The sequence below is a fragment of the Streptomyces sp. S6 genome, from assembly GCF_054880855.1.
On the sequence record NZ_JBTYMC010000103.1, the window covers coordinates 1 to 20,668 of the forward strand.

At 71.7% G+C, this 20,668-nt stretch carries 20 protein-coding genes and 1 pseudogene; 8 read left to right on the forward strand and 13 right to left on the reverse strand.

Annotated features, from left to right (window positions below):
• The 3 genes from ACVNF4_RS16750 to ACVNF4_RS16760 all read left to right on the forward strand — a co-directional run.
• On the forward strand, positions 1–260 hold a 260-nt coding region (locus ACVNF4_RS16750), incomplete at its 5' end, for a helix-turn-helix domain-containing protein (RefSeq protein ID WP_461803610.1).
• A gap of 303 nt (positions 261–563) precedes the next feature.
• Entirely contained in the window at positions 564–1,352 is a 789-nt protein-coding gene (locus ACVNF4_RS16755; RefSeq protein WP_461803611.1) for a S1 family peptidase, read from the forward strand.
• Between the two features lie 105 nt (positions 1,353–1,457).
• Positions 1,458–2,105, forward strand: a complete 648-nt coding sequence (locus tag ACVNF4_RS16760) for a LysE family translocator (RefSeq protein WP_461803628.1) — start codon at positions 1,458–1,460, stop codon at positions 2,103–2,105.
• A gap of 182 nt (positions 2,106–2,287) precedes the next feature.
• Here the strand turns inward: ACVNF4_RS16760 and ACVNF4_RS16765 are convergent, their stop codons facing one another.
• On the reverse strand, positions 2,288–3,376 hold the full coding sequence (locus ACVNF4_RS16765) for a winged helix DNA-binding domain-containing protein (protein WP_461803612.1): 1,089 nt from the start codon (positions 3,374–3,376) through the stop codon (positions 2,288–2,290).
• Between the two features lie 142 nt (positions 3,377–3,518).
• Between ACVNF4_RS16765 and ACVNF4_RS16770 the strand changes: the two genes are divergently transcribed.
• Positions 3,519–4,676, forward strand: coding sequence for a magnesium and cobalt transport protein CorA (locus tag ACVNF4_RS16770; RefSeq protein ID WP_461803613.1), 1,158 nt, complete (start codon positions 3,519–3,521; stop codon positions 4,674–4,676).
• A gap of 29 nt (positions 4,677–4,705) precedes the next feature.
• On the opposite strand, the gene ACVNF4_RS16775 is transcribed toward ACVNF4_RS16770, so the two are convergent.
• Positions 4,706–5,794, reverse strand: coding sequence for a Dyp-type peroxidase (locus ACVNF4_RS16775; RefSeq protein ID WP_461803614.1), 1,089 nt, complete (start codon positions 5,792–5,794; stop codon positions 4,706–4,708).
• Positions 5,795–5,837: 43 nt separating this feature from the next.
• On the reverse strand, positions 5,838–6,431 hold the full coding sequence (locus tag ACVNF4_RS16780; protein WP_461803615.1) for a rhodanese-like domain-containing protein: 594 nt from the start codon (positions 6,429–6,431) through the stop codon (positions 5,838–5,840).
• Between the two features lie 90 nt (positions 6,432–6,521).
• Here ACVNF4_RS16780 and ACVNF4_RS16785 point away from each other — a divergent pair, with 90 nt between their 5' ends.
• Entirely contained in the window at positions 6,522–6,809 is a 288-nt protein-coding gene (locus ACVNF4_RS16785) for a metal-sensitive transcriptional regulator (RefSeq protein WP_461803616.1), read from the forward strand.
• Between the two features lie 57 nt (positions 6,810–6,866).
• On the opposite strand, the gene ACVNF4_RS16790 is transcribed toward ACVNF4_RS16785, so the two are convergent.
• The 3 genes from ACVNF4_RS16790 to ACVNF4_RS16800 form a co-directional block, all read right to left on the reverse strand.
• The gene (locus tag ACVNF4_RS16790) at positions 6,867–7,748 is read right to left on the reverse strand and encodes a sulfite exporter TauE/SafE family protein (protein WP_461803617.1); all 882 of its coding nucleotides are present in this window, start codon (positions 7,746–7,748) and stop codon (positions 6,867–6,869) included.
• 228 nt (positions 7,749–7,976) lie between these two features.
• On the reverse strand, positions 7,977–9,341 hold the full coding sequence (locus tag ACVNF4_RS16795) for an MBL fold metallo-hydrolase (RefSeq protein WP_461803618.1): 1,365 nt from the start codon (positions 9,339–9,341) through the stop codon (positions 7,977–7,979).
• A 365-nt stretch (positions 9,342–9,706) separates the two neighbouring features.
• The gene (locus tag ACVNF4_RS16800) at positions 9,707–9,847 is read right to left on the reverse strand and encodes a hypothetical protein (RefSeq protein WP_461803619.1); all 141 of its coding nucleotides are present in this window, start codon (positions 9,845–9,847) and stop codon (positions 9,707–9,709) included.
• A 285-nt stretch (positions 9,848–10,132) separates the two neighbouring features.
• Here ACVNF4_RS16800 and ACVNF4_RS16805 point away from each other — a divergent pair, with 285 nt between their 5' ends.
• Positions 10,133–11,557, forward strand: coding sequence for a family 43 glycosylhydrolase (locus ACVNF4_RS16805; protein WP_461803629.1), 1,425 nt, complete (start codon positions 10,133–10,135; stop codon positions 11,555–11,557).
• 4 nt (positions 11,558–11,561) lie between these two features.
• Here the strand turns inward: ACVNF4_RS16805 and ACVNF4_RS16810 are convergent, their stop codons facing one another.
• Complete coding sequence (locus tag ACVNF4_RS16810; RefSeq protein ID WP_461803620.1) at positions 11,562–12,572, reverse strand: DUF2278 family protein; 1,011 nt, start codon at positions 12,570–12,572, stop codon at positions 11,562–11,564.
• A gap of 116 nt (positions 12,573–12,688) precedes the next feature.
• On the opposite strand from ACVNF4_RS16810, the gene ACVNF4_RS16815 reads away from it, so the two are divergent.
• Positions 12,689–13,129, forward strand: coding sequence for an SRPBCC family protein (locus ACVNF4_RS16815; RefSeq protein WP_461803621.1), 441 nt, complete (start codon positions 12,689–12,691; stop codon positions 13,127–13,129).
• A gap of 52 nt (positions 13,130–13,181) precedes the next feature.
• Positions 13,182–13,721 carry a GNAT family N-acetyltransferase gene (locus ACVNF4_RS16820; protein WP_461803622.1) on the forward strand — a complete coding sequence of 180 codons (540 nt, stop codon included), beginning with the start codon at positions 13,182–13,184 and terminating at the stop codon, positions 13,719–13,721.
• Between the two features lie 14 nt (positions 13,722–13,735).
• On the opposite strand, the gene ACVNF4_RS16825 is transcribed toward ACVNF4_RS16820, so the two are convergent.
• The 6 genes and pseudogenes from ACVNF4_RS16825 to ACVNF4_RS16850 form a co-directional block, all read right to left on the reverse strand.
• Positions 13,736–15,289 carry an alpha/beta hydrolase gene (locus tag ACVNF4_RS16825; protein ID WP_461803623.1) on the reverse strand — a complete coding sequence of 518 codons (1,554 nt, stop codon included), beginning with the start codon at positions 15,287–15,289 and terminating at the stop codon, positions 13,736–13,738.
• A 103-nt stretch (positions 15,290–15,392) separates the two neighbouring features.
• A complete protein-coding gene (locus ACVNF4_RS16830) occupies positions 15,393–16,511 on the reverse strand; it encodes an XdhC family protein (protein ID WP_461803624.1) in 1,119 nt (372 codons plus the stop codon).
• A gap of 1 nt (position 16,512) precedes the next feature.
• The gene (locus ACVNF4_RS16835; protein ID WP_461803625.1) at positions 16,513–18,894 is read right to left on the reverse strand and encodes a xanthine dehydrogenase family protein molybdopterin-binding subunit; all 2,382 of its coding nucleotides are present in this window, start codon (positions 18,892–18,894) and stop codon (positions 16,513–16,515) included.
• 2 nt (positions 18,895–18,896) lie between these two features.
• The gene (locus tag ACVNF4_RS16840) at positions 18,897–19,364 is read right to left on the reverse strand and encodes a (2Fe-2S)-binding protein (RefSeq protein WP_461803626.1); all 468 of its coding nucleotides are present in this window, start codon (positions 19,362–19,364) and stop codon (positions 18,897–18,899) included.
• Entirely contained in the window at positions 19,364–20,251 is an 888-nt protein-coding gene (locus tag ACVNF4_RS16845; protein WP_461803627.1) for an FAD binding domain-containing protein, read from the reverse strand. The genes ACVNF4_RS16840 and ACVNF4_RS16845 overlap by 1 nt, the downstream gene beginning before the upstream one ends.
• 300 nt (positions 20,252–20,551) lie before the next feature.
• A pseudogene (locus ACVNF4_RS16850) lies at positions 20,552–20,668 on the reverse strand (RNA-guided endonuclease TnpB family protein); the annotation flags it as partial.

Sequence of the window (20,668 nt, forward strand, 5' to 3'; positions counted from 1 at the left end):
CGGTCGCAGCGCCGGGGGCGGGCAAGGGGCCGACCGCGGTGGAGCGGCAGCCGGCCGCCGACGCGCTGGAGGGGCTCGCCTCGATGGAGCGTCAGGTGGCGGCGCTGGTCATGGAGGGCGCCACCAACCGGGAGATCGCCGCCCGGCTGTTCATCAGCGTCAAGACCGTGGAGGCGACGTTGACGCGCGTCTACCGCAAGCTGGGGATCCGCTCTCGGGTGGACATCGTGCGGCTCGCGGCGGGGCGCCGGGCGACCTGACGGGGCGGCGGGTTTACTGCGGGTTCCTGTCCGCGTTGCCGTCAGGGATGCGCCGTAGGTGAGGGACACGCCGTCCGGGATTCGCCCTCGGGACACCGAGGGTTTTCCCTGTCCGGGTCCCCTAGGGGGTTCCCTCATTGGGGTGAGGGTGTGACGGGCCGTAGGTTTTGGGACGTGCCGCTCGCCCGGGCACACGGGGGTCGGTCCCGCGGCCCCCGTGCACAACTCCACACGACTCCCCCACACCACTCCCACCAGCACAGGCGCGACACCTGAGGGCCCCCTCCCCCACGAGGAGACACTTTGTCCGCGCCCCACCGTGCGAGAAAGGCAGCCGCCGCCCTGGCGGCGACCGCCGTAGCGGCAGCCCTGCCGCTCGGCACCCCGCCGGCCTCGGCAGCACCCCAGCCGATCGTCGGCGGTACGACGACCACCACCTCGTCGTATCCGTTCATGATGCAGATCACCGACGCCTCGCAGAACCAGTTCTGCGGCGGCACCCTCGTCTCCCCGACGAAGGTCGTGACCGCCGCGCACTGCATGGCCACAGAGACCACGAGCAGCGTGCGGGTGGTCGGCGGCCGGACCTACCTGAACGGCACCAACGGCACTGTGAGCCGGGTCACGGACATCTGGGTCCACCCCGACTTCACGAGTGCCACGGACGGCGACGACGTGGCCGTCCTGACCCTGGAGACCTCGATGCCGTACGCCCCGGCACCGTACGTCTCCGCCAGCCAGACGGACCTGTACGCGGCCGGCACCACCGCGCGCATCCTCGGCTGGGGCACCACCTCCGAGAACGGCGGCTCCTCGAACCAGCTGCGGACCGCGACCGTCCCGGTCGTGTCCGACTCCGGCTGCCGGACCGCCTACGGTTCGGACTTCGTCCGGTCCGACATGGTTTGCGCCGGATACCTCTCCGGCGGCACAGACACCTGCCAGGGCGACAGCGGCGGTCCCCTGATCATCGGGGGCGTCCTGGCAGGGATCACTTCCTGGGGCGAGGGATGTGCGGAAGCCGGTTACCCGGGTGTCTACACCCGGTTGACCGCCTTCTCCTCCCTCGTGACCTCCGAGGTCGACTCGTAGAGGTCCCCCGGGAGCACGGTCAGAGGGCGTTGCGGGCCTCCACGAGCGGCCCGCAACGCCCTCTATCCATGTGCCCGGTGCGTCTGCCAGGGTGAGCCCGTGATGATGCTGTCCGGAGAGCGGTTGCTCGCCTTTGCCGCCGTGTCCGCGCTGGTGATCGTGGTACCCGGGCCGAGTGTGCTGTTCGTGATCGGGCGGGCGCTGGCGCACGGCCGCCGGGTGGCGGTGGCGAGCGCGGTGGGGAACGTGATCGGGTCCTATCTGCTGGTCGCCGTGGTGGCGTTCGGGCTGGGGTCGGTCGTGGCGGAGTCGGCGGCGGTGTATCTCGCGGTGAAGTGGGCCGGGGCCGCCTATCTCGTCTTCCTCGGGGTGCAAGGGGTGCGGCACCGGCGGGAGTTGAAGGTCGCCGAGGTGCGGGGCGGCGGGCCCGCGGGCCGGCGCGGGGATCTGCGGACCGTGCTCGACGGGGCGCTCGTCGGGATCACCAACCCGAAGGGGCTCGTCTTCTTCGCCGCCGCGCTGCCGCAGTTCGTCGACCACTCCGCCGGGCACGTCGTCGCACAGATGCTGGTGCTCGGGCTCGTCCCCATCGGCATCGGGCTCGTCACGGACACCCTCTGGGGCCTCACCGCCTCCGCCGCCCGCACCTGGTTCGCCCGCTCCGAGCGGCGGCTGTCGCTCATCGGGGGCGCGGGCGGGTGCGCGATGATCGGGCTCGGGGTGACGGTGGCGGTGACGGGGCGGGCGGACTAGGGCCTGTCGTCACATTCCCGTCGTCCGCCCGGAGGGCGGGCCGGGAGGGGCCTGGTGCGTGCAGCTGCAAGGCGGAGGAGGGCGTCGACGCGGCGCGTCGGCAACCGACGACAACGCCGCAGATGCGCGTGCCAGGCCCCTCCCGGCAGGCGGGAATGTGGCGACAGGCCCTAGGGGCCTGTTCAGGGCATCACCGTCCCGAAGCGGACCGCGTACGACGCCCCCGGGTGCAGCACGCCCGTCATACGGACGGCCTCCTCCTCGACCGCCGCCCGCTCCCCCTTCGTCAGCTTCCCGAACGGCTGGACGGTGAGAACGCTTTCCGTCGCTTTCCACACGCCCGCGAGGAACCCGTCGACGAGGAAGGTCGGGAAGGCGATGTTCCCGGCCCACGTCCGCCCCCGGTACTCCGCCGGGATCACCCGGGTGCGGTCGGCGTGGGAGAGGAGCAGGTTGTCGAACTCGGGGAGGAGACGGGGCGGCGCGGGGGTCTCGGGGTCGGGGCGGGGGGCGTCGGGAAGGTCGTACAGCTCGGTGCCGTGCTCGTCCTGGAAGGTCAGCAGCCTCGGGCGGAGCCGTTCGAACGCCGGGCGCAGGCGGGTCAGGCCGGACCAGGTCTGCATGTCCTTGACGGAGGCGGGGCCGAAGGCGGCGAGGTAGCGCAGGACGACGGCGTCGACGTCGTACGCGTCTCCCGCGTCCCGCCCCAGCCAGTGACCGGCCGTAGTAAGCGCCACCTGCCCGCTCTCTCCCCACACCCCCCGGGGCGTCACCTGCACCAGCGGCAGCAGACAGCGGGCCGCGATGCCGAGGGCCTGCGGGTCGGCGTCCGGCCAGTGGACGACGAGGGCCTCGCGGAGTTCCTTCAGCGTGCGGGGCGTCTCCTCGACGAGGTCGCGGGCGAGCGCGGCGAGCCGGTCGAGGTCCACACCGGCGAGCCCCGCGCGGAACGTCCTCAGCTCCCGCTCCCGCGCCGGCTGGACGAGCCCCCGCAGCCCGAGGCAGTCCTCGGCGGTGTGGGTGTGGATCGTGGAGCGCAGGGTGACGATGCGGACGACGTCCCGGTCGGTCATGAGCCGGGAGAGGTCCCCCGGCGTGAAGCCGTCGAGGCGGGCGGCGAGGGCGTGGTACGGCGGCCTGACGTTCTGCGCCTGGAGGCCGACGAGGTGTTCGACGGCGGCCCGCGCGCCGAGGGGGGAGCGGCGCAGCAGGAGCTGGCGGTCGAGGGTGGCGCGGTTGAGGGCGCGCGGGCCGAGGACGGTCGTCGTCATGCTGTGCACGGTAGCGGCGATCGAGGACAGATGCTGTCCTCGATGCGCAGGTTTCTCCACAGGCCCGCACCCTCTGCGCCCCGTATCCTGCCCGTGATCGTCAGGAACCGGACAGACCCGACACCACCGGAAGGCAGCCGCGATGGCCGAGCGACGCCGTGACGGACGATTCCCCCGCAGGCCGGTCTGGCGCCGCACCCCTCCCCCGGCCGACGCGCGGCCGCCGGCGCCCCACCACCCTCACCCCACCGAGCCCTCGTCCCCTCCCCCGGCGCAGCCCGCCGCCGTCGTCAAGGCGGCCCTCTACCAGGACGGCGTCCGCATCTCCACGCCCGCCACGCTCGCCGACACCTACCGTGAACTCCGCGAGCAGCCGCGCAGCATGGCGTGGATCGGCCTCGCCCGCCCCACCGAGGCCGAACTCCACTCCCTGGCCACCGAGTTCGGCCTGCACCCGCTCGCCGTGGAGGACGCGAAGGAGGCCCACCAGCGTCCCAAGCTGGAGCGCTACGGCGACACCCTCTTCGTGGTCCTGCGCGCGGCACGCTACTTGGACGCCCCCGAGGAGATCGACTTCGGCGAACTCCACGTCTTCGTCGGCCCCGACTTCGTCCTGACGGTCCGTCACGCCGACGCCCCCGACCTCTCCGCCGTCCGCCGACGCATGGAGGAGACACCGGAGTTGCTGCGCCTCGGCACCGAGGCGGTCCTGTACGCGATCCTCGACGCCGTGGTGGACGGCTACGTCCCCGTCGTCGCCGGCGTCCAGAACGACATCGACGAAATCGAGACCGAGGTCTTCCGCGGCGACCCCGAGGTCTCCCGCCGCATCTACGAACTCTCCCGTGAAATGGTCGAGTTCCAGCGCGCCACCCGCCCCCTCGTCGGCATGCTCCACGGCCTCATGGCCGGCTTCTCCAAATACGGCACCGACGACGAACTCCAGCGTTACCTCCGCGACGTCGCCGACCACGTCACCCACACCAGCGAACGCGTGGACGGCTTCCGCCAGGCCCTGACGGAGATCCTCACCGTCAACGCGACCCTGGTGACGCAGCAACAGAACGCGGAGATGCGGGCGTTGGCGGAGGCGGGGTTCGAGCAGAACGAGGAGATCAAGAAGATCTCCTCGTGGGCGGCCATCCTCTTCGCCCCCACGTTGGTGGGGACGATCTACGGCATGAACTTCACCCACATGCCCGAACTCCGCTGGCCCCTCGGCTACCCCTTCGCCGTCGCCCTCATGGCCGTCGTCTGCGTCAGCCTGTATCTGATCTTCAAGCGCCGTGACTGGCTGTGAAGTTCGGGGGCTCACCCGTCTCAGCCGTTTCAGTCGTTGAGAAACCGCTCTCCGAGATGTTCACCCGGGCCGGGGGCCGGAGGGATGTAGGCGACGGCTGAGGCTCGGTGTTCTGTGTAGGGGTGGAGGTCGTCGTGGGTGGTGAGGCGTTCCTGGACTCGGGTGAAGAGGGTGGGGTCGCGCATGTAGGCGAGGAAGAGGAGGCCCTGGTCGGCGGGGCCGTTGTCGTAGGTGTAGCCGCGGCGGAGCATGCGGGCGCCGGCGTCGTAGCGGGGGCTGGCGGCGCGGACGTGGGAGTGGAGGGGGGTGGTGTAGCGGCCTTCGGGGGTTTTGGAGAAGACGTCGACGTCGTCGTGTTCGTGGCGGCGGCCCAGAGGGGCGCCGGAGTCTCGGTGGCGGCCGATGGTCTGTTCCTGGGTGGCGAGGGGGAGGCTGGTGAACTCCTTCACCTTCAGGTGGATGCGGCGGACCACCAGGTAGGTGGCGTTGTCCGTCCAGATCCAGCGTTCGCATTCCTCGGGGGTCGGGTTTTCGGTGCCGTCCTTGAAGCCGAGGAGGTTGCGGGGGGTCTGGCCGGGTGCGGTCGGGGGGAGGTGGCCGGGCTGGCGCCAGCGGGGGCGGAGGGTGTCCCCCGCCTCGGCGAGGAGGGTGGTGGCGTGGGCGGTGAGGGCGGCGGGGGTGGGGGCGCTGAGGTGGAGGACGAGGTCCGCGCCCCGGTGGGTGAGGTTGTCGCCGGGGAACGGGGGGAGGTCGCGCAGGAGGGCGGGGGGTGTGCGGGACAGGCGTGGGGGGAGGGTGGGGCCGAAGCCCAGGACGGCGGTGAGGGACGAGGGCTGGAGGAGGGGGGTCCAGCGGGTGAGGGTTTCGGTGAGGGCCTTGTGGGCGGCCGGACCCTTGAGATGGGGGGCCAGGTCCAGGGCGAGGATCAGGGCTGCCGGGAGTTGGGGGGTGGTGATGCCTCGCTGGCGGGACCGGGTGGGGGGCTCGGTGCCCGGTGCCGGGGGCGTCGGCCTTGTGCAACCGGTTGCGGCAACCGCCCCGAGGCCCGCCGCCGCGCCGGCGAGGAGGGTGCGGCGGGAGGGGGCTTCGGGGCGTGCGGGGGTGATTTGTTCGTTCATGGGAATCGGTCGGACGATACCTCCGGGATCATCCCGATTCGGGTTACCCCTGCGTACGTGTCCTCAGCGCCGTCAGTGTCGCGGCGAGGTCGAAGGCGGCCGGGCGGTTGTGCGGGAGCCTCGACAGGACGGCGGCCATGCCACAGGTGTCCGTCAGCGCCGAGTACACCAGGCCCGTCGCTGTCCCGGCCGACAGGAGCTGGAACGCCGGGTGGACCAGGGCGCCGAGAGCGAGGCCGGTGAGGACGGCGGCGCCCGCAGTGAAGCGGACCTGGCGTTCCATCGTCCAGGCTGTGCGGCGGACGGGGCCGGCGGGGTGGTCCAGCGGGTTGCCCTGCGCCGCCCACGCCGTCGTGCCGCCGGTGAGATTCGCCGCCGGGATGCCGTGGTCCGCGAGGAGGGCGCAGGCCCTGGCGGAGCGGTTGCCCGAGGCGCAGACGACGAGGAGGGTGCCGTGCGCCACCGCCGCGCGCAGGTCGGGGAGGGCGGTGGCGAGGTGGTCCAGGGGGATGCTGAGGGCGCCGGGGAGGTGGCCGGAGGCGTGTTCGGCGGGGGTGCGGACGTCGACGACGGTGAGGTCGCGCAGGCGGGCGCCAGCCTCGGCGGGGGTGAGGGTCTCGGTGTCGGGCGTGGTCATGGCAGGGGTGATCCTTGAGGTTCGAGGTGTCGCCTCGCGGCGACGTACAGTACCCCTAGGGGTATGGGACGAGTGTGGGAGTGAGTCGTAGTGGAGCTGGATCTGAAGGGCGACGACCTGAAGTCCGTGCTGAACCGGCTGCGCCGGGCGCAGGGGCAGATCACCGGGGTGATCAAGATGATCGAGGAGGGGCGCGACTGCGAGGAGGTCGTGACGCAGTTGGCGGCGGCGTCCCGCGCGCTCGACCGGGCCGGGTTCGCGATCATCGCGACGGGGTTGCAGCAGTGCGTCGCCGACATCGAGTCGGGGCGGCGGAGCGGGGAGGACGCGGATGCGATGAAGGCTCGGCTGGAGAGGTTGTTCCTTTCGCTGGCGTGAGGGGGCTCGGGGCGGTTGTGGTAGCGGTTGCCGGGGTTTCCTCCGTGCGAGCGGGCGCTACCGCAGGCCGTCCAGCAGCATCAGCGTCGCCACCCCCAGCAGTGCCCACGCGAACGCCCGCTGGAGCCCCGGCCCCGAGAACCTCGCCGAGAGCCGACGGCCGTCCCACGCGGCCAGCAGGGCCGCTCCGGCGAAGGGGGCGACGCGGGACCAGTCGAGGTCGTGCACCGTGCCGGCGCGCAGACCGAGCGCGGCCACCGAGTTGACGGTGATCACCAGCAGACTCGTCCCCACGGCCGCCCGCATCCGCAGGCCCAGGACACCCACCAGCGCCGGCACGGCGAGGAAACCACCGCCGACACCGAGGACTCCGGTGACGACACCCAGTCCGGCACCTGCGGCGGCGGCTCGGGTGGGGTGTACGGGGGTGGTGGAGGGGGCGACGCGGTGTGCGGGGGTGGAGGGGCGGGTGGAGGTGTCGGCAGGGTGCGTGGGGACCGAGGGGCGGGTGGCGGGGACAGGGTCGGAGAGGGGTGCGGGATGTTCCGGGCGTCCGCGCAGTCGTCGTAGCGCCGCCGCCGTCCCCACCCCCAGCATCCGCATCGCCGCAGCCGTCGCCACGACCGCGAAAGCCAAGGTCAGCGCGCGATCCGGGAGCCGCGCCGCCAGCAGTCCGCCCAGCATCGCGGGGACGACGCCGGCGGTGGCGAACAGCAGCCCCGTCCGCCACTGGACGTGCCCGCCCCTGGCGTGCGCGCTCAGCGCGGTCGCCGAGGTGACGCTCACGATGACGAGACTCGCGGTGGTCGCCGCGACGGGGGTGAATCCGAGCAAGTAGATCAACGCCGGTACAGCCAACACGCTCCCGCCCCCACCGAGCGCCCCGAGAGCGAGCCCGACGACAGCCCCGGCGGCCAGCGCGAGAAAGGTGAGGCTCATCGGGGGGCTCCGGAGGGGGAGGGCACCGGGCCGGGGGTGGCCGGGGCGGGTGGGGGGAACGGGGAGGCCGGGCCCACCGGCCGCTGTCCGTCGAACGGCATCGCACACCTCGTCCGCCGTCCGGCGAACGACATCACACCCACCACCGACACCCCGCGCACCCGCCCGAGGCCCCCCGCCGACACCACCACCCCCCTTCCCCCGACGACACCCCTACGACCACCCACCTCAAGCCCCCCGCCGCACAAGCCCCGCCCCCTCCGCCGCGGCGAACCCGTCGTCCACGGCGACCACCTCCCGGCCGGCGGCGTCCAGCAGTGACGCGGCGATGGCGGCTCGCAGGCCGCCCGCGCAGTGGACCCAGATCTCGCCGGCGGGGATCTCGGAGAGGCGGTGCGGGAGGGTGTGGAGGGGGATGTGCAGGGAACCGGCGAGGTGGCCGTCGGCCGCGCGCTCGCCGGCCCGGCGGACGTCGAGGACGATCACTCCGGCACCCCGCTCCACGAGGTCCGTGAAGCGGGCCCGGCGGAAGGTCGCCGCAGGGGTGTCCGGGCGGAGCCAGTCCGTGGGGGTGCCGAGCGCGGCGGCGGCCGGGCGGTCGATCCCCACCCTCGTCAGTTCCCGCTGGGCGAAGGCCAGTTGCTCCGCCGACTCCGCGAGGAGCGTGACCGGCTTGCCCCAGGGGAGCAACCACCCGAGGTACGTGGCGAGTTGGCCGTTCGCCTCGAAGTTGAGGGAGCCCGCGACATGCCCTTCGGCGAAGGCGAGGCGGTGCCGGAGGTCGACCACCCACTCCCCCGCGGCCAGCCGCGCGGCGATCTCTTCCGGATCGGCAACTGCGGGCGGAGTCAAGTCGATCGGGGCCGGGCCACCGGCGTTCACCGGTCCCATGTGGACGTAGTACGCGGGTATGTCGTCGAGCCCGGCGATCAACTCCCGTACGAACGTGTCGACATCACGCGTGAGCGCGACGTTGGACACCTTTTCCTTGCCGATGGTCGTCCCGCCCCCGGCACCCGCCGCCGGGCCGGACGCGCAGAAGCTCCCGAACCCGTGGGTCGGCAACACCTCGGCGGAGGCGGGGAGTTCGGCGGCTATCCGGTGCGCGGAGGCGTACTGCTGACGGGCGAGGCGTTCGGTGAGCCGGGGTTCCACCAGGTCGGGCCGCCCGACCGTGCCGACGAGGAGCGAGCCGCCGGTGAAGACGGCGACGGGGATGCCGTCCTGCTCCAGGGCGTAGGCCGTGTGGTGCGGGGTGTGTCCCGGGGTGGCGATCGCCCGCAGGGAGAGTCCCGTGTCGATGTCCACGCGGTCCCCGTCGTGCACGGCGGTCCGCGTGAACGCCACCCGCGCCCCGGCCGGTACGAGGTACTCGGCGCCGGTCAGCCGCGCGAGTTCGAGGCCGCCGGTGACGTAGTCGTTGTGGATGTGGGTCTCGACGACCCGCGCGATCCGCACCCCGCGCCGGGCGGCCAGGGCGAGCACCCGGTCGACGTCGCGCGGCGGATCGACGGCGACCGCCGTCCGCGCGCCGCCCGCGAGGTAGCCGCGATTGCCGAGGCCGGGCACCTCGACGACGTCGATGAAGAACATCCGGACACGCTCCCTTACGGTCATCGACCCATGGCCGAAATTACCCCCCGGGGTATATGGAAAACCGTAGCACGAGTACCCCCAGGGGTATCCAGAGCGCAAAATGGCCACCCGCTGCCCCTTACCGGGCGGGAGCAGTACCCCGGTGCGGATGGCCGCCGAACTCCGGCCCGATGTCGCCCTGCCGGACGTCGGCATGCCCGGTATGGACGGCGTCGGGGCGACCCGGTGGATCGTCGAGTCCGGGGGCCGGTACCGGTGGGTTCTTCCGCCGCCGGGGACTCCGTCATCTCGCCCGGTCCGACACGGAAGTTGATCGACGCGTTCGCCGCGCGGTTGGATACAGCCCCGCGCCCCCGAAAGAACTAAAGCCCCCCGGCGTCCAGAAGCGTGGCCACCATCGACTGGAGCAGGCCCGCCAAGTCGTCCTCCCCGATTCCCACCCTCGCGCTCGCGCCGTCGAACAGCAGGATCAACTGGCGGGACAGCGGCTCCGAATCCCTCAACCCTCCCCTCGCCGCCAGCAACTCGCAGCGCAGGCCCTTGCGGCCGTACCGCGAGGCCGGCGGCCATCATCAGCCGGCCTCGGGTGAGGCCCGCGTCGCCCTGGGCGTGAGGGTGGTCACGAGGCCCCCAGGTGATCGGAATCAACTCGGAAACCGATCAGTTTCCAACGTCCAGATTATTGACGCGCCCATGCCGGACCCTTATGTTCTGGCCGAAGTTACGAACTACGTTCGAAATTACGGACAAGGGACGGTCCTGTGAGACGTAACGCCGTGCGGCTGCTGATGGCCGTGCTCCTCGCCCTCGCCGGGGTGTTCGCCGGCTTGACCCCCGCCGCTCAGGCCGCCGCACCGGAGTCGCCCGCAGTGACCTACACGAACCCGATCGCCGAGCAGCGGGCGGATCCGCACATCTTCAAACACACGGACGGCTACTACTACTTCACCGCGACGGTCCCCGCCTACGACCGGATCGTGCTGCGCCGGGCGACGACCATCCAGGGCCTGGCCACGGCCCAGGAGGTCACCATCTGGACCAAGCACACGAGCGGCGTGATGGGCGCGCACATCTGGGCGCCGGAGATCCACTTCATCGACGGCAAGTGGTACGTGTACTTCGCGGCGGGCGCGACGAACGACATCTGGGCGATCCGGATGTACGTCCTGGAGGGCACCGGCGCGAACCCGCTGACCGCGACCTGGACCGAGAAGGGCCAGATCAGGACCACGTGGGAGACGTTCTCCCTGGACGCGACGACGTTCGTCGTGAACGGCGTGCGCTACCTCGCATGGGCGCAGCGCAACCCGGCCGAGGACAACAACACCAGCCTGTTCATCGCGAAGATGGCCAACCCCTGGACGATTCAGGGCACTCCGGCGGAGCTGTCGCAGCCGACGCTGTCCTGGGAGACGATCGGGTTCAAGGTGAACGAGGGCCCGGCGCTGATCCAGCACGGCGACAAGGTCTTCATGACGTACTCGGCGAGCGCGACCGACGCCAACTACTGCCTGGGGATGCTGTCCGCGTCCGCGACGGCGGACCTCACCAACCCCGCCTCCTGGACGAAGAGTTCGAACCCGGTGTTCCGCTCGAACGCGGCGACCTCGCAGTACGGTCCCGGCCACAACTCGTTCACCGTCTCCGAGGACGGCAAGTCGGACGTCATCGTCTACCACGACCGCAGCTACAAGGACATCACCGGCGACCCGCTGAACGACCCGAACCGGCGCACCCGTGTGCAGAAGGTGTACTGGAAGGCCGACGGGACACCGGACTTCGGCATCCCGGTCGCCGACGGCGTCACCCCGCAGCGCCTGTCCTCGTACAACTTCCCCGACCGGTTCGTCCGCCACTACGACTACCGGGGACGCCTCGACGCGAACGTGTCACCGCTCGCCGACTCCCAGTTCAGGGTCGTCACCGGGCTCGCGGGCAGCGGGACGGTGTCCCTGGAGTCGGCCAACTTCCCCGGCTACTACCTGCGTTCGAACGGCGCGTTCGAGGTGCGGGTGGAGAAGAACGACGGGACGGCGGCGTTCGCGTCCGACGCGACCTTCTTCGGCCGGGCCGGGCTCGCGGATCCGGCCGGGGTGTCGTACGAGTCGTACGGCACGCCCGGCCGGTACGTCCGGCACTTCGACTACCTGTTGTACGTGCAGGCGTTGAGCACGGCGACGGACCGCGCCGACGCGACGTTCTACCTCCAGTGAGGGGTTAGAACACGACGGTCCAGCCCTCCTGGGCGGCCTGCGCCGAGGTGTACGAAACCCCGTGCACCTTCAGGCCCTTGGTGTCCAGGAGGGTGATCTCGCCGCCGGTGTCGGGGAGTTGGGCGCCACCTTGCAGAGGTACGGGCAGGGTGGCGCCCGCCGCCAGCCGGCCTTCCGGCACCGGGGTGGTGTGGCCGGCGCGGTCCACCAGGTGCCAGCCGGTGAGGTCCTGGGGGTCCGGGGAGGCGTTGAGGAGGGTGACCTGCTCCGCCTCGGGGGCCGGGCCGCGCGGGTTGACGAGGGCGGCGACGATCCGGACCGGCTGCGCGCCGGGCCGCGGACGGGTGCCGTCGGTGCCCTTCAGGGCATGGCCCGTCACATCGTCCGTGTGCCACGCCTGGCTCTGGAACGCGAGGAAAACCGCGATCCAGCGGTTCTCCGCCGGGAAGTGGATCAGGAGGCCGCCGTCCTGCCAGACGCCGTCGTCCTTCTGGAAGCGTTTGCTGTTGCCCTGGTTCATGTGGATGTCGTGGACGCCGTTGCCCGGCAGGAAGCCGAACACCTTGTCCTTGACGCCGGTCTCGGGGCCCCAGCGCTCGCCGAAGACGTGCAGGCGGGCGCCCTCGTTGTCGAGCGCGCGGCTGACGTAGTGGTCGAGGAGGTCGGCGAGGTCGTTGTCGGGGCCGCTGGCGTCCGGCGGGAGGGTGCGGAGGTCCGCCGGGTCGAAGAGGTTGCCCCGGATGAAGTCCAGGTTCGGGCCGCCGGGACCCGCCGGGAGCTTGTTCCAGCCGGAGGGCAGGCCGGTGAGGCGGTTGGTGAGGGGGTGCTTGAAGTCGTCGTCCGCCAGGTAGAGCAGTTCCGAGGGGTGCTCCTGGGAGAGGACGTTCACGGAGACGCGGTAGTGCGTGCCGGACTCGTCCACGAGGTGGATCTGGTAGTGCGGGCTGTCCGTGCCGCCCTCTCGGCGGGTGTCCACCGCACGGGCGATCAGGACGCCATAGCTCTTCAACGGCATGAGTGATCAACTCCCCCGAAGGACGGGCGGATTGCCCGTCTCTGCGGTGATGGTAGAGGTATGGGGTCCTTGATCACCGGGATACCCGGACACTGCGGTCCCCCTACGATCGGCGCGTGGTCACCTTCGAACTCGTCCGCACGGTCCCGCTTCCGCCCGAGGAGGCCTGGTACCGGCTCACCGAGTGGCATCGGCACGGCGACGTCGTCCCCGTCACCCGGGTCACCGTCCGGACGCCTGCTCCCACCGGGGAGGGGACCGTCCTCGTCGCCCGCACCGGCCTCGGGCCGCTGTCCTTCGACGACCGCATGGAGGTGACGGTCTGGCAGCCGCCCTCCGAGGCCGAGCCGGGTCTGTGCCGGCTGGAGAAACAGGGCCGGGTCGTCCTCGGCTGGGCGGAGATCGAGGTCCGTCCCGGGCCTGGCGGGCGGGCTCGGGTGGTGTGGCGGGAGGAGTTGCGCATGCGGTTTCTGCCGGGGTTTCTCGATCCGGTGGTGCGGGTGGGGGCGCGGTGGGTGTTCGGGAGGGCGATCAATCGGTTGCTGCGGAGGGCGTGAGGGGCAAGGGAGTCGGGACACCCCGGAGGGGGCGGGCGATACCTTGTCCGCCATGACCGAACTCGGACCTGTCCCCTGGCCGCCTGCCCCCATCCGGACCGAACGACTCGTGCTGCGGGAGCCCGAGGGGCGGGACCGGGCGGTGTTCGTCGAGTTGTTCACGTCGGCCGAGGTCCATATGTATCTCGGAGGGCCACGGCCTCGGGACGCGGTCGAGCGTGCGGTGCCCACGGTGCCGGGGCGGCGTCCCGGGGTCTTCGTGGTCGAGCTCGACGGGGCGATGGCCGGCATGGTCACGCTCGACCGGCGTGACGCCGGGCGGCCGGGGCGGGTGCGGCCGGAGGGCGGGGACGCCGAGATCGGTTACCTGTTCTTACCGGAGGCGTGGGGGCGGGGGTACGCCGCCGAGGCGTGCGGGGCAGCTCTGTCCTGGTTCGCCGCCGTCCTCCCCGGCGAGCCGGTGGTCCTGTGCACGCAGACCGCCAACACCCGCTCGGTGCGGCTCGCCGCGAAGCTGGGGTTCACCGAGGTGGAGCGGTTCGAGGAGTTCGGGGCGGAGCAGTGGTTCGGGGTGTGGGAGGCCGGCGGCTGAGATCCGTACAGGACTCAGGACATGCTGCCCCGGCACACCGTCCCCGCTGCCGGGGTGCGGCCCGTGCGGAGATAGGTGTCGACCGCTTTCGTGACGCAGCGGTTCTGCGGGTACGTGCCGTGACCCTCCTCCTCTGCCGTCAGGAGGACGCCGACACCGTCGCCCAGGGCGCGGGCCATGTGGCCGGCGCCCGGGTAGGGGGTGCGCGGGTCGCCAGTGCCGCCGACCACCAGAACCGGCGCCGCGCCGTCCGCGTTCACCTGAGGTCTGGCGCGCTCGCCGCCGAACGGCCAGCCGTAGCAGAGGTAGACACCGGTGGACCAGGCCGCGCCGAAGACGGGTGAGGCGGCCTTGACGCGGGCCGCGGCCTTGTCGAGGCCCTCGAAGCCGGGGCGTAGGTCTGAGTCCGCGCAGGTGATCGCGACGAGGGCGGCACGGCTGCTCTCGTCCAGGGACGGCGCGCGGTCGGCGGAGCCGGTGTCGTCGGCGCCCTCGCTCAGCGGACGGCCGTCGTTGTGGTCGATCAGCGCTGTGAGGGCCTTGGCGAGTGGCGCCCAGCCGTCCGTGCCGAGGGTGAGACGGTCGTCGACGGCGGACGCGAGGGCGTCCGCGTCGAGGGTTCTTCCGGCGCCTGCCGGGGCGGGCTTCTTCGCCAGGCGGTCGGCCAGGCGGGCCATGCGCCGCGCGGCCTCCTCGGGGCCGTCGCCGGTCGGGCAGTGGGGGATACGGTCCGCGCAGTGCGCGGCGAACCGGTCGAACGCCGCCTGAACCGCCTTGACCTGCGACACCTTCCTCTCGACGAGGTCCTCGGTCGGATCGACGGACGCTTCGAGGACGAGCCGCCCGACGTGTGACGGGTACAGGTGGGCGTAGACCGCGCCGAGCGCCGTCCCGTACGAGACGCCGAAGTAGTGGAGCCGCTCGTCGCCGAGGAGGTAGCGCATCAGGTCGAGGTCGCGCGCGGTGTGCGAGGTGCCGACGTACGGGAGGATCGCCCCGGAGTGCTCGGCGCAGGCGTCGGCGCCGTCGTAGCCGGTGTCGTCCGGGGTCTTCCCGCAGCGCACGGGGATGGTCGCGCCGACGCCGCGCGGGTCGAAGGAGACCAGGTCGTAGCGGTCGAGGAGCGGCTTGTACTGGTTGAGGCGGGCGGGCAGTCCGAGCACCCCGGACACGCCGGGGCCGCCGAAATTGAGGACGAGCGAGCCGATGCGCCGGGCGTTCGGGCCGGTGGCCTTGTGGCGGATCAGGGCGACGCCGATCGTCCTGCCGTCCGGCTTCCGGTGGTCGAGGGGGGTCTTCATGGTGGCGCAGTCGTAGCCCCTGCGCGCGGTGGGCGGCGAGGTGCAGCGGGACCAGGTCAGGTGCTGGCCGGTGGTGAGCGCGGCGGGCAGACCGGCGGGCGGGTTGGCGGCGGTGAACTCCGTGCGCGGCTCCGCGTTCCGGCCACGGGCGTCGTACTGGAGCCAGGCGCTGACGAACCCGAACACGGCGAGGACGACCAGGGAGATGAGGTACACACCGAGCGGGAGGCTCCGCCTGCGGCCCAGTATCAGATGTGGGTCACTCACCGAAATCCCCCGTGCTCTCCTGCCTCCGGACACCCGCATCGCGAGTGAGTGCAGCGTACAAGCCGCCTCTGACAAGGGGCCCGGGGCTGTTTCCGCCGTGCTCTCAGGCCACCGCCCCCAGCCTCGGTGCCGGCGGTGGCTCCTCGTGGTGGATCGGGGTGTGGGCGCCGGTGAGGGGCACCCCCGTTCCGCCCCGGCGGCTCGCGGTGATCTCCGCCGCGATGGAGAGGGCCGTCTCCTCGGGGGTGCGGGCGCCGAGGTCGAGGCCGATCGGGGAGTGGAGGCGGGTCAGCTCCCGTTCGGTCACCCCGGTGTCGCGCAGGCGGGTCAGGCGGTCGAGGTGGGTTCGGCGGGAGCCCATCGCGCCGACGTAGGCGACGGGGAGGCGGAGGGCGAGGCGGAGGAGGGGGACGTCGAACTTCGCGTCGTGCGTCAGGACGCACAGGACCGTCCGGGCGTCCACCTCGGTGCGGGCCAGGTATTCGTGCGGCCACTCCACGACCACGTCGTCGGCCTCCGGGAAGCGTTGACGCGTCGTGAAGACGGGCCGCGCGTCGCACACCGTGACGTGGTAGCCGAGGAACTTCCCGATCCGGACGAGCGCGGAGGCGAAGTCGATCGCGCCGAACACGATCATCCGGGGCGGCGGAACGGACGACTCGACCAGCAGCGTCACGGGAACGGCGCACCGGGACACCGCCACCGTCCCCGTCCGCCCCGCGTCCAGCAGTGCACGGACCTCGGCGACGGCGGTCCGGTCGAGCCCGGCCGCGTCCCCCAGCGACCCCTCGTACGACCCGTCCCCCCGCACCAGCAACGCTCTCCCCAGCAGCTCCGCCGGCCCGTCCACCACCCGCGCGAGCGCCAGGCACTCCCCCGCCGCAGCCTCCCGCACGGCCTCCACCGCGAGCCCCCGCACCGGCGTCACCAGCACGTCGATGACACCGCCGCAGGTCAGCCCCACGGCGAACGCGTCGTCGTCGCTGTACCCGAACCGCTCGACCACCGCCTCCCCGTCGTCCAGCGCCTGCCGGCACAGTTCGTACACGGCCCCCTCGACACACCCCCCGGACACCGACCCGATCGCCACACCCCCGGCGTCGACCGCCAGTGCCGCCCCCGGCATCCGGGGCGCGCTCCCGCTGACGGCGACGACGGTCGCCACGGCGAACTCGCGCCCCTCCGCCACCCACCGGCCCAGTTCCTCCGCGATGTCCAGCATGTCAGGCCGTCCCGGTGAGGTGCTCCGGCCGAACCGGCGTCCGGTTCAGCTCAAGGCCGGTGGCGGCCCGAACGGCCGCCAGTACGGCGGGAGTCGAGGAGAGGGTCGGCGCCTCCCCCACCCCGCGCAGCCCGTACGGCGCGTGCTCGTCGGCGAGTTCGAGGACGTCGACGGGGATGGTGGGGGTGTCGAGGATCGTCGGGATGAGGTAGTCCGTGAAGGAGGGGTTGCGCACCTTCGCCGTCTTCGGATCGACGACGATCTCCTCCATCACGGCGATCCCGAGCCCCTGCGTGGTGCCTCCCTGGATCTGTCCGACGACAGAAAGCGGGTTCAGCGCCTTGCCGACGTCCTGCGCGCACGCCAGCTCGATCACCTTTACGAGCCCCAGCTCCGTGTCGACCTCGACGACGGCCCGGTGCGCGGCGAAGCTGTACTGGACGTGTCCGTTCCCCTGTCCGGTGCGCAGGTCGAAGGGTTCGGTGGGCCGGTGCCGCCACTCCCGCTCCAGCTCGACGGCCTCGTCACCGAGTACGTCCACCAGATCGGCCAGCACCTCCCCCGCGTCGGTGACGACCTTCCCGCTCTCCAGGAGCAGCTCGGCGTGCGCCCAAGCCGGGTGGTACGTACCGAACTTGCGGCGCCCGAGCTCCAACACCCGTTCCCTGACCAGCTCGCAGGCGTGTCTGATGGCGCCACCGGTGACGTACGTCTGCCGGGACGCGGACGTCGAACCGGCGCTGCCCACCTTCGTGTCGGCGGGCTGGATCGTCACCTGCGAGACGCCCAGCTCGGTCCGGGCGATCTGCGCGTGGACGGTCACCCCGCCCTGCCCGACCTCGGCCATCGCGGTGTGGACCGTGGCGACCGCCTCACCCCCCACAACCTCCATACGGACACGGGCGGTTGAGTAGTCGTCAAATCCTTCCGAGAACCCCACGTTCTTGATCCCGACGGCGTACCCGACCCCTCGCACGACCCCTTCGCCGTGCGTCGTGTTGGACAGCCCGCCCGGCAACTGCCGTACGTCGACGCCCTCGCTGCTCTCCCACTGCCGCTCCGGCGGCATCGGCAACGCCTTGACGCGGCGCAGGAGTTCGGCGACCGGCGCCGGGGAGTCGACGCGCTGCCCGGTCGGCAGCAGGGTGCCCTGCTCCATCGCGTTGAGGCGCCTGAACTCCACGGGGTCCATGCCGAGTCGGGCCGCGACCTTGTCCATCTGCGCCTCGTACGCGAAGCACGCCTGGACCGCGCCGAACCCGCGCATCGCCCCGCAGGGCGGGTTGTTGGTGTAGAGGGCGAGCGCCTCGATGTCGACGTCGTCGACGACGTAGGGCCCGACGCCGAGGGAGGCCGCGTTGCCGACGACGGCGGGGCTCGCGGAGGCGTACGCGCCGCCGTCGAGGACGATGCGGCACCTGACGTGGGTGAGCTTGCCGTCGCGGGTCGCGCCGTGCTCGTACGTGAGGCGGGCGGGGTGGCGGTGGACGTGGCCGAAGAAGGACTCGAACCGGTTGTAGACCATCTTCACGGGCTTGCCGGTGCGCAGGGCGAGCAGACAGGCGTGGATCTGCATCGACAGGTCCTCGCGTCCGCCGAACGCGCCGCCGACGCCCGCGAGGGTCATCCGCACCTTCTCCGGGGGGAGGCCGAGGACGGGGGCCATCTGGCGGAGGTCGGAGTGCAGCCACTGGGTGGCGATGTAGAGGTGGACGCCGCCGTCGTCCTCGGGCACGGCGAGCCCGGACTCGGGGCCGAGGAACGCCTGGTCCTGCATGCCGAAGACGTATTCGCCGGTGACGATCACGTCGGCACGCCGGGCCGCCTTGGAAACGTCTCCCCGGAGGATCGGCTGCCGGTGCAGCACATTGGGATGCGACACATGCCCGAAATGATGGTCCGTCCGGTTCTCGTGCACCAGCACCGCGTCCGGCGCCGTCGCGGACAACTCGTCGGTGATGACGGGGAGTTCGTGGTAGTCGGCCACGATCTTCGCGGCGGCTCTGCGGGCCGTCTCCGGGTGGTCGGCGGCGACGAGGGCGACGGGTTCGCCGTGGTGGCGGACCTTGCCGTGGGCGAGGACGGGGGTGTCCTGGACCTCCAGGCCGTAGTGGCGGACGTCGGTGGGGAGGTCGTCGTAGGTCAGGACGGCGTACACGCCGGGTGTCGCGAGTGCCTCGGAGACGTCGATGGAAGCGATTTCGGCGTGCGCCACCGGGGAGCGGAGGATCTGGCCCCAGAGCATGTCCTCGTGCCACATGTCGGAGGAGTAGGCGAACTCGCCGGTGACCTTGAGGGTGCCGTCGGGGCGGAGGGTGGACTCGCCGATGCCGCCCTTGGTGGGGGTGCCCTGGGTGAGTTTCCCCGGAGTGGTGCGAAGCATGCTCACGCTCCCTGCCGGGCCGCCGCGAGGCGCACGGCGTCCATGATCTTCTCGTAGCCGGTGCACCGGCAGAGGTTGCCGGAGAGGGCCTCGCGGATGTCGGAGTCCGAGGGGCTGGGGTTGCGCTCCAGCATCTCCTCGGCGGCGACCAGCAGACCCGGCGTGCAGAACCCGCACTGGACGGCGCCGGCGTCGATGAACGCCTGCTGGATGGGGGCGAGTTGATCGCCGTCCCCGAGACCCTCGACGGTGACGACCTCCCGCCCCTCGACCTGCCCCGCCGCAACGAGGCACGCGCAGACGGGAGTTCCGTCGAGGCGGACCGTGCAGGAGCCGCACTCCCCTTGTTCGCAGGCGTTCTTGGAGCCCGGCAGCCCGAGCCGCTCGCGCAGGACGTAGAGGAGGGACTCGCCCTCCCAGACGTCGTCGGCCTGCTGCGGACGTCCGTTGACGGTGAAGTTGACGCGCATCACGCGACACCCCCCTTCCGGAGAGAGGCCCGGTACGACTCCCAGGTCCAGGTCAGTGTGCGGCGGGCGAGGACGCCCACCGCGTGGCGGCGGTAGCTCGCGGTGCCGCGTACGTCGTCGATGGGGTTGCAGGCGGCGGCGCACAACCCGGCGAACTCCTTGGCGACGGACGGCGTGATGATCCTGCCGTTGTCCCAGAAACCGTTTTCGTCGAGTGCGGCGGCCAGGAAGTCCTCGGCCACCCGGGCCCGGACCGGTGTCGGTGCCGCCGAGCCGATGCCGGTGCGGACGGTGCGGGTCTCGGGGTGCAGGGCGAGGCCGAAGGCGCAGACGGCGATGACCATCGCGTTGCGGGTGCCGACCTTGGCGTACTGCTGGGGGCCGTCCGCCTTCTTCACGTGCACGGCGCGGATCAGTTCGTCCGGCGCGAGGGCGTTGCGTTTGACGCCGGTGTAGAAGTCGTCGATGGGGATGCGGCGGGTGCCGCGCACGGACTCGGCCTCGACCTCGGCGCCGGCCGCGAGGAGCGCGGGGTGGGCGTCACCGGCCGGGGATGCGGTGCCGAGGTTGCCGCCGACGCCGCCCCGGTTGCGGATCTGCGGGGAGGCGACGGTGTGGGAGGCGAGCGCGAGGCCCGGCAGTTCGTCGCGCAGGTTCTCCATGATCCGCGTGTAGGGGACGGAGGCGCCGAGCCGTACGGAGTCCTCGCCGACCTCCCATTCGTAGAGATCTCCGATCCGGTTCAGGTCGAGGAGGTGCTCGGGACGGCGGTGGTCGAAGTTGATCTCGACCATCACGTCGGTGCCGCCCGCGATGGGTACGGCGGTGGGGTGCTCGGCCTTCGCGGCGAGCGCTTCCTCCCAGCTGGCGGGGCGAAGGAAGTCCATGACCGGCTCACTCCTACATCGTCCGGATCTTGTCGTGTTCAGGTGTTGTTCACGGGGCTCACCGCCAGTACACAAGCGGTTGCGCCGACCGGGTCAGTCACCGAATCTCCGAAGGAGTTGGCTGGTCGTGAAGGTCATCTTGTAGATTCATATGAAGAGAAGTGTTCGGAAACCTCCCCGCCTCCCCACGGAAACACGGGGGGACGCCGGGAGCGATTCCCGACCTCCATCGTAGATTTCGAGACACGGAAACGGCGGCGACGAACCATGCGGCTGCGCGCACTGCTGGACACCGACGCGCTGGGCCTGCGGCTGCTCGGCGGTCAGGACGACGTACCAGCGCTTGCCTTCGCGCTTGACGGACACGGTCTTGACCTTGCCGACCACCGGCCGGTGCTGGTTGACCTTGACGTGCCC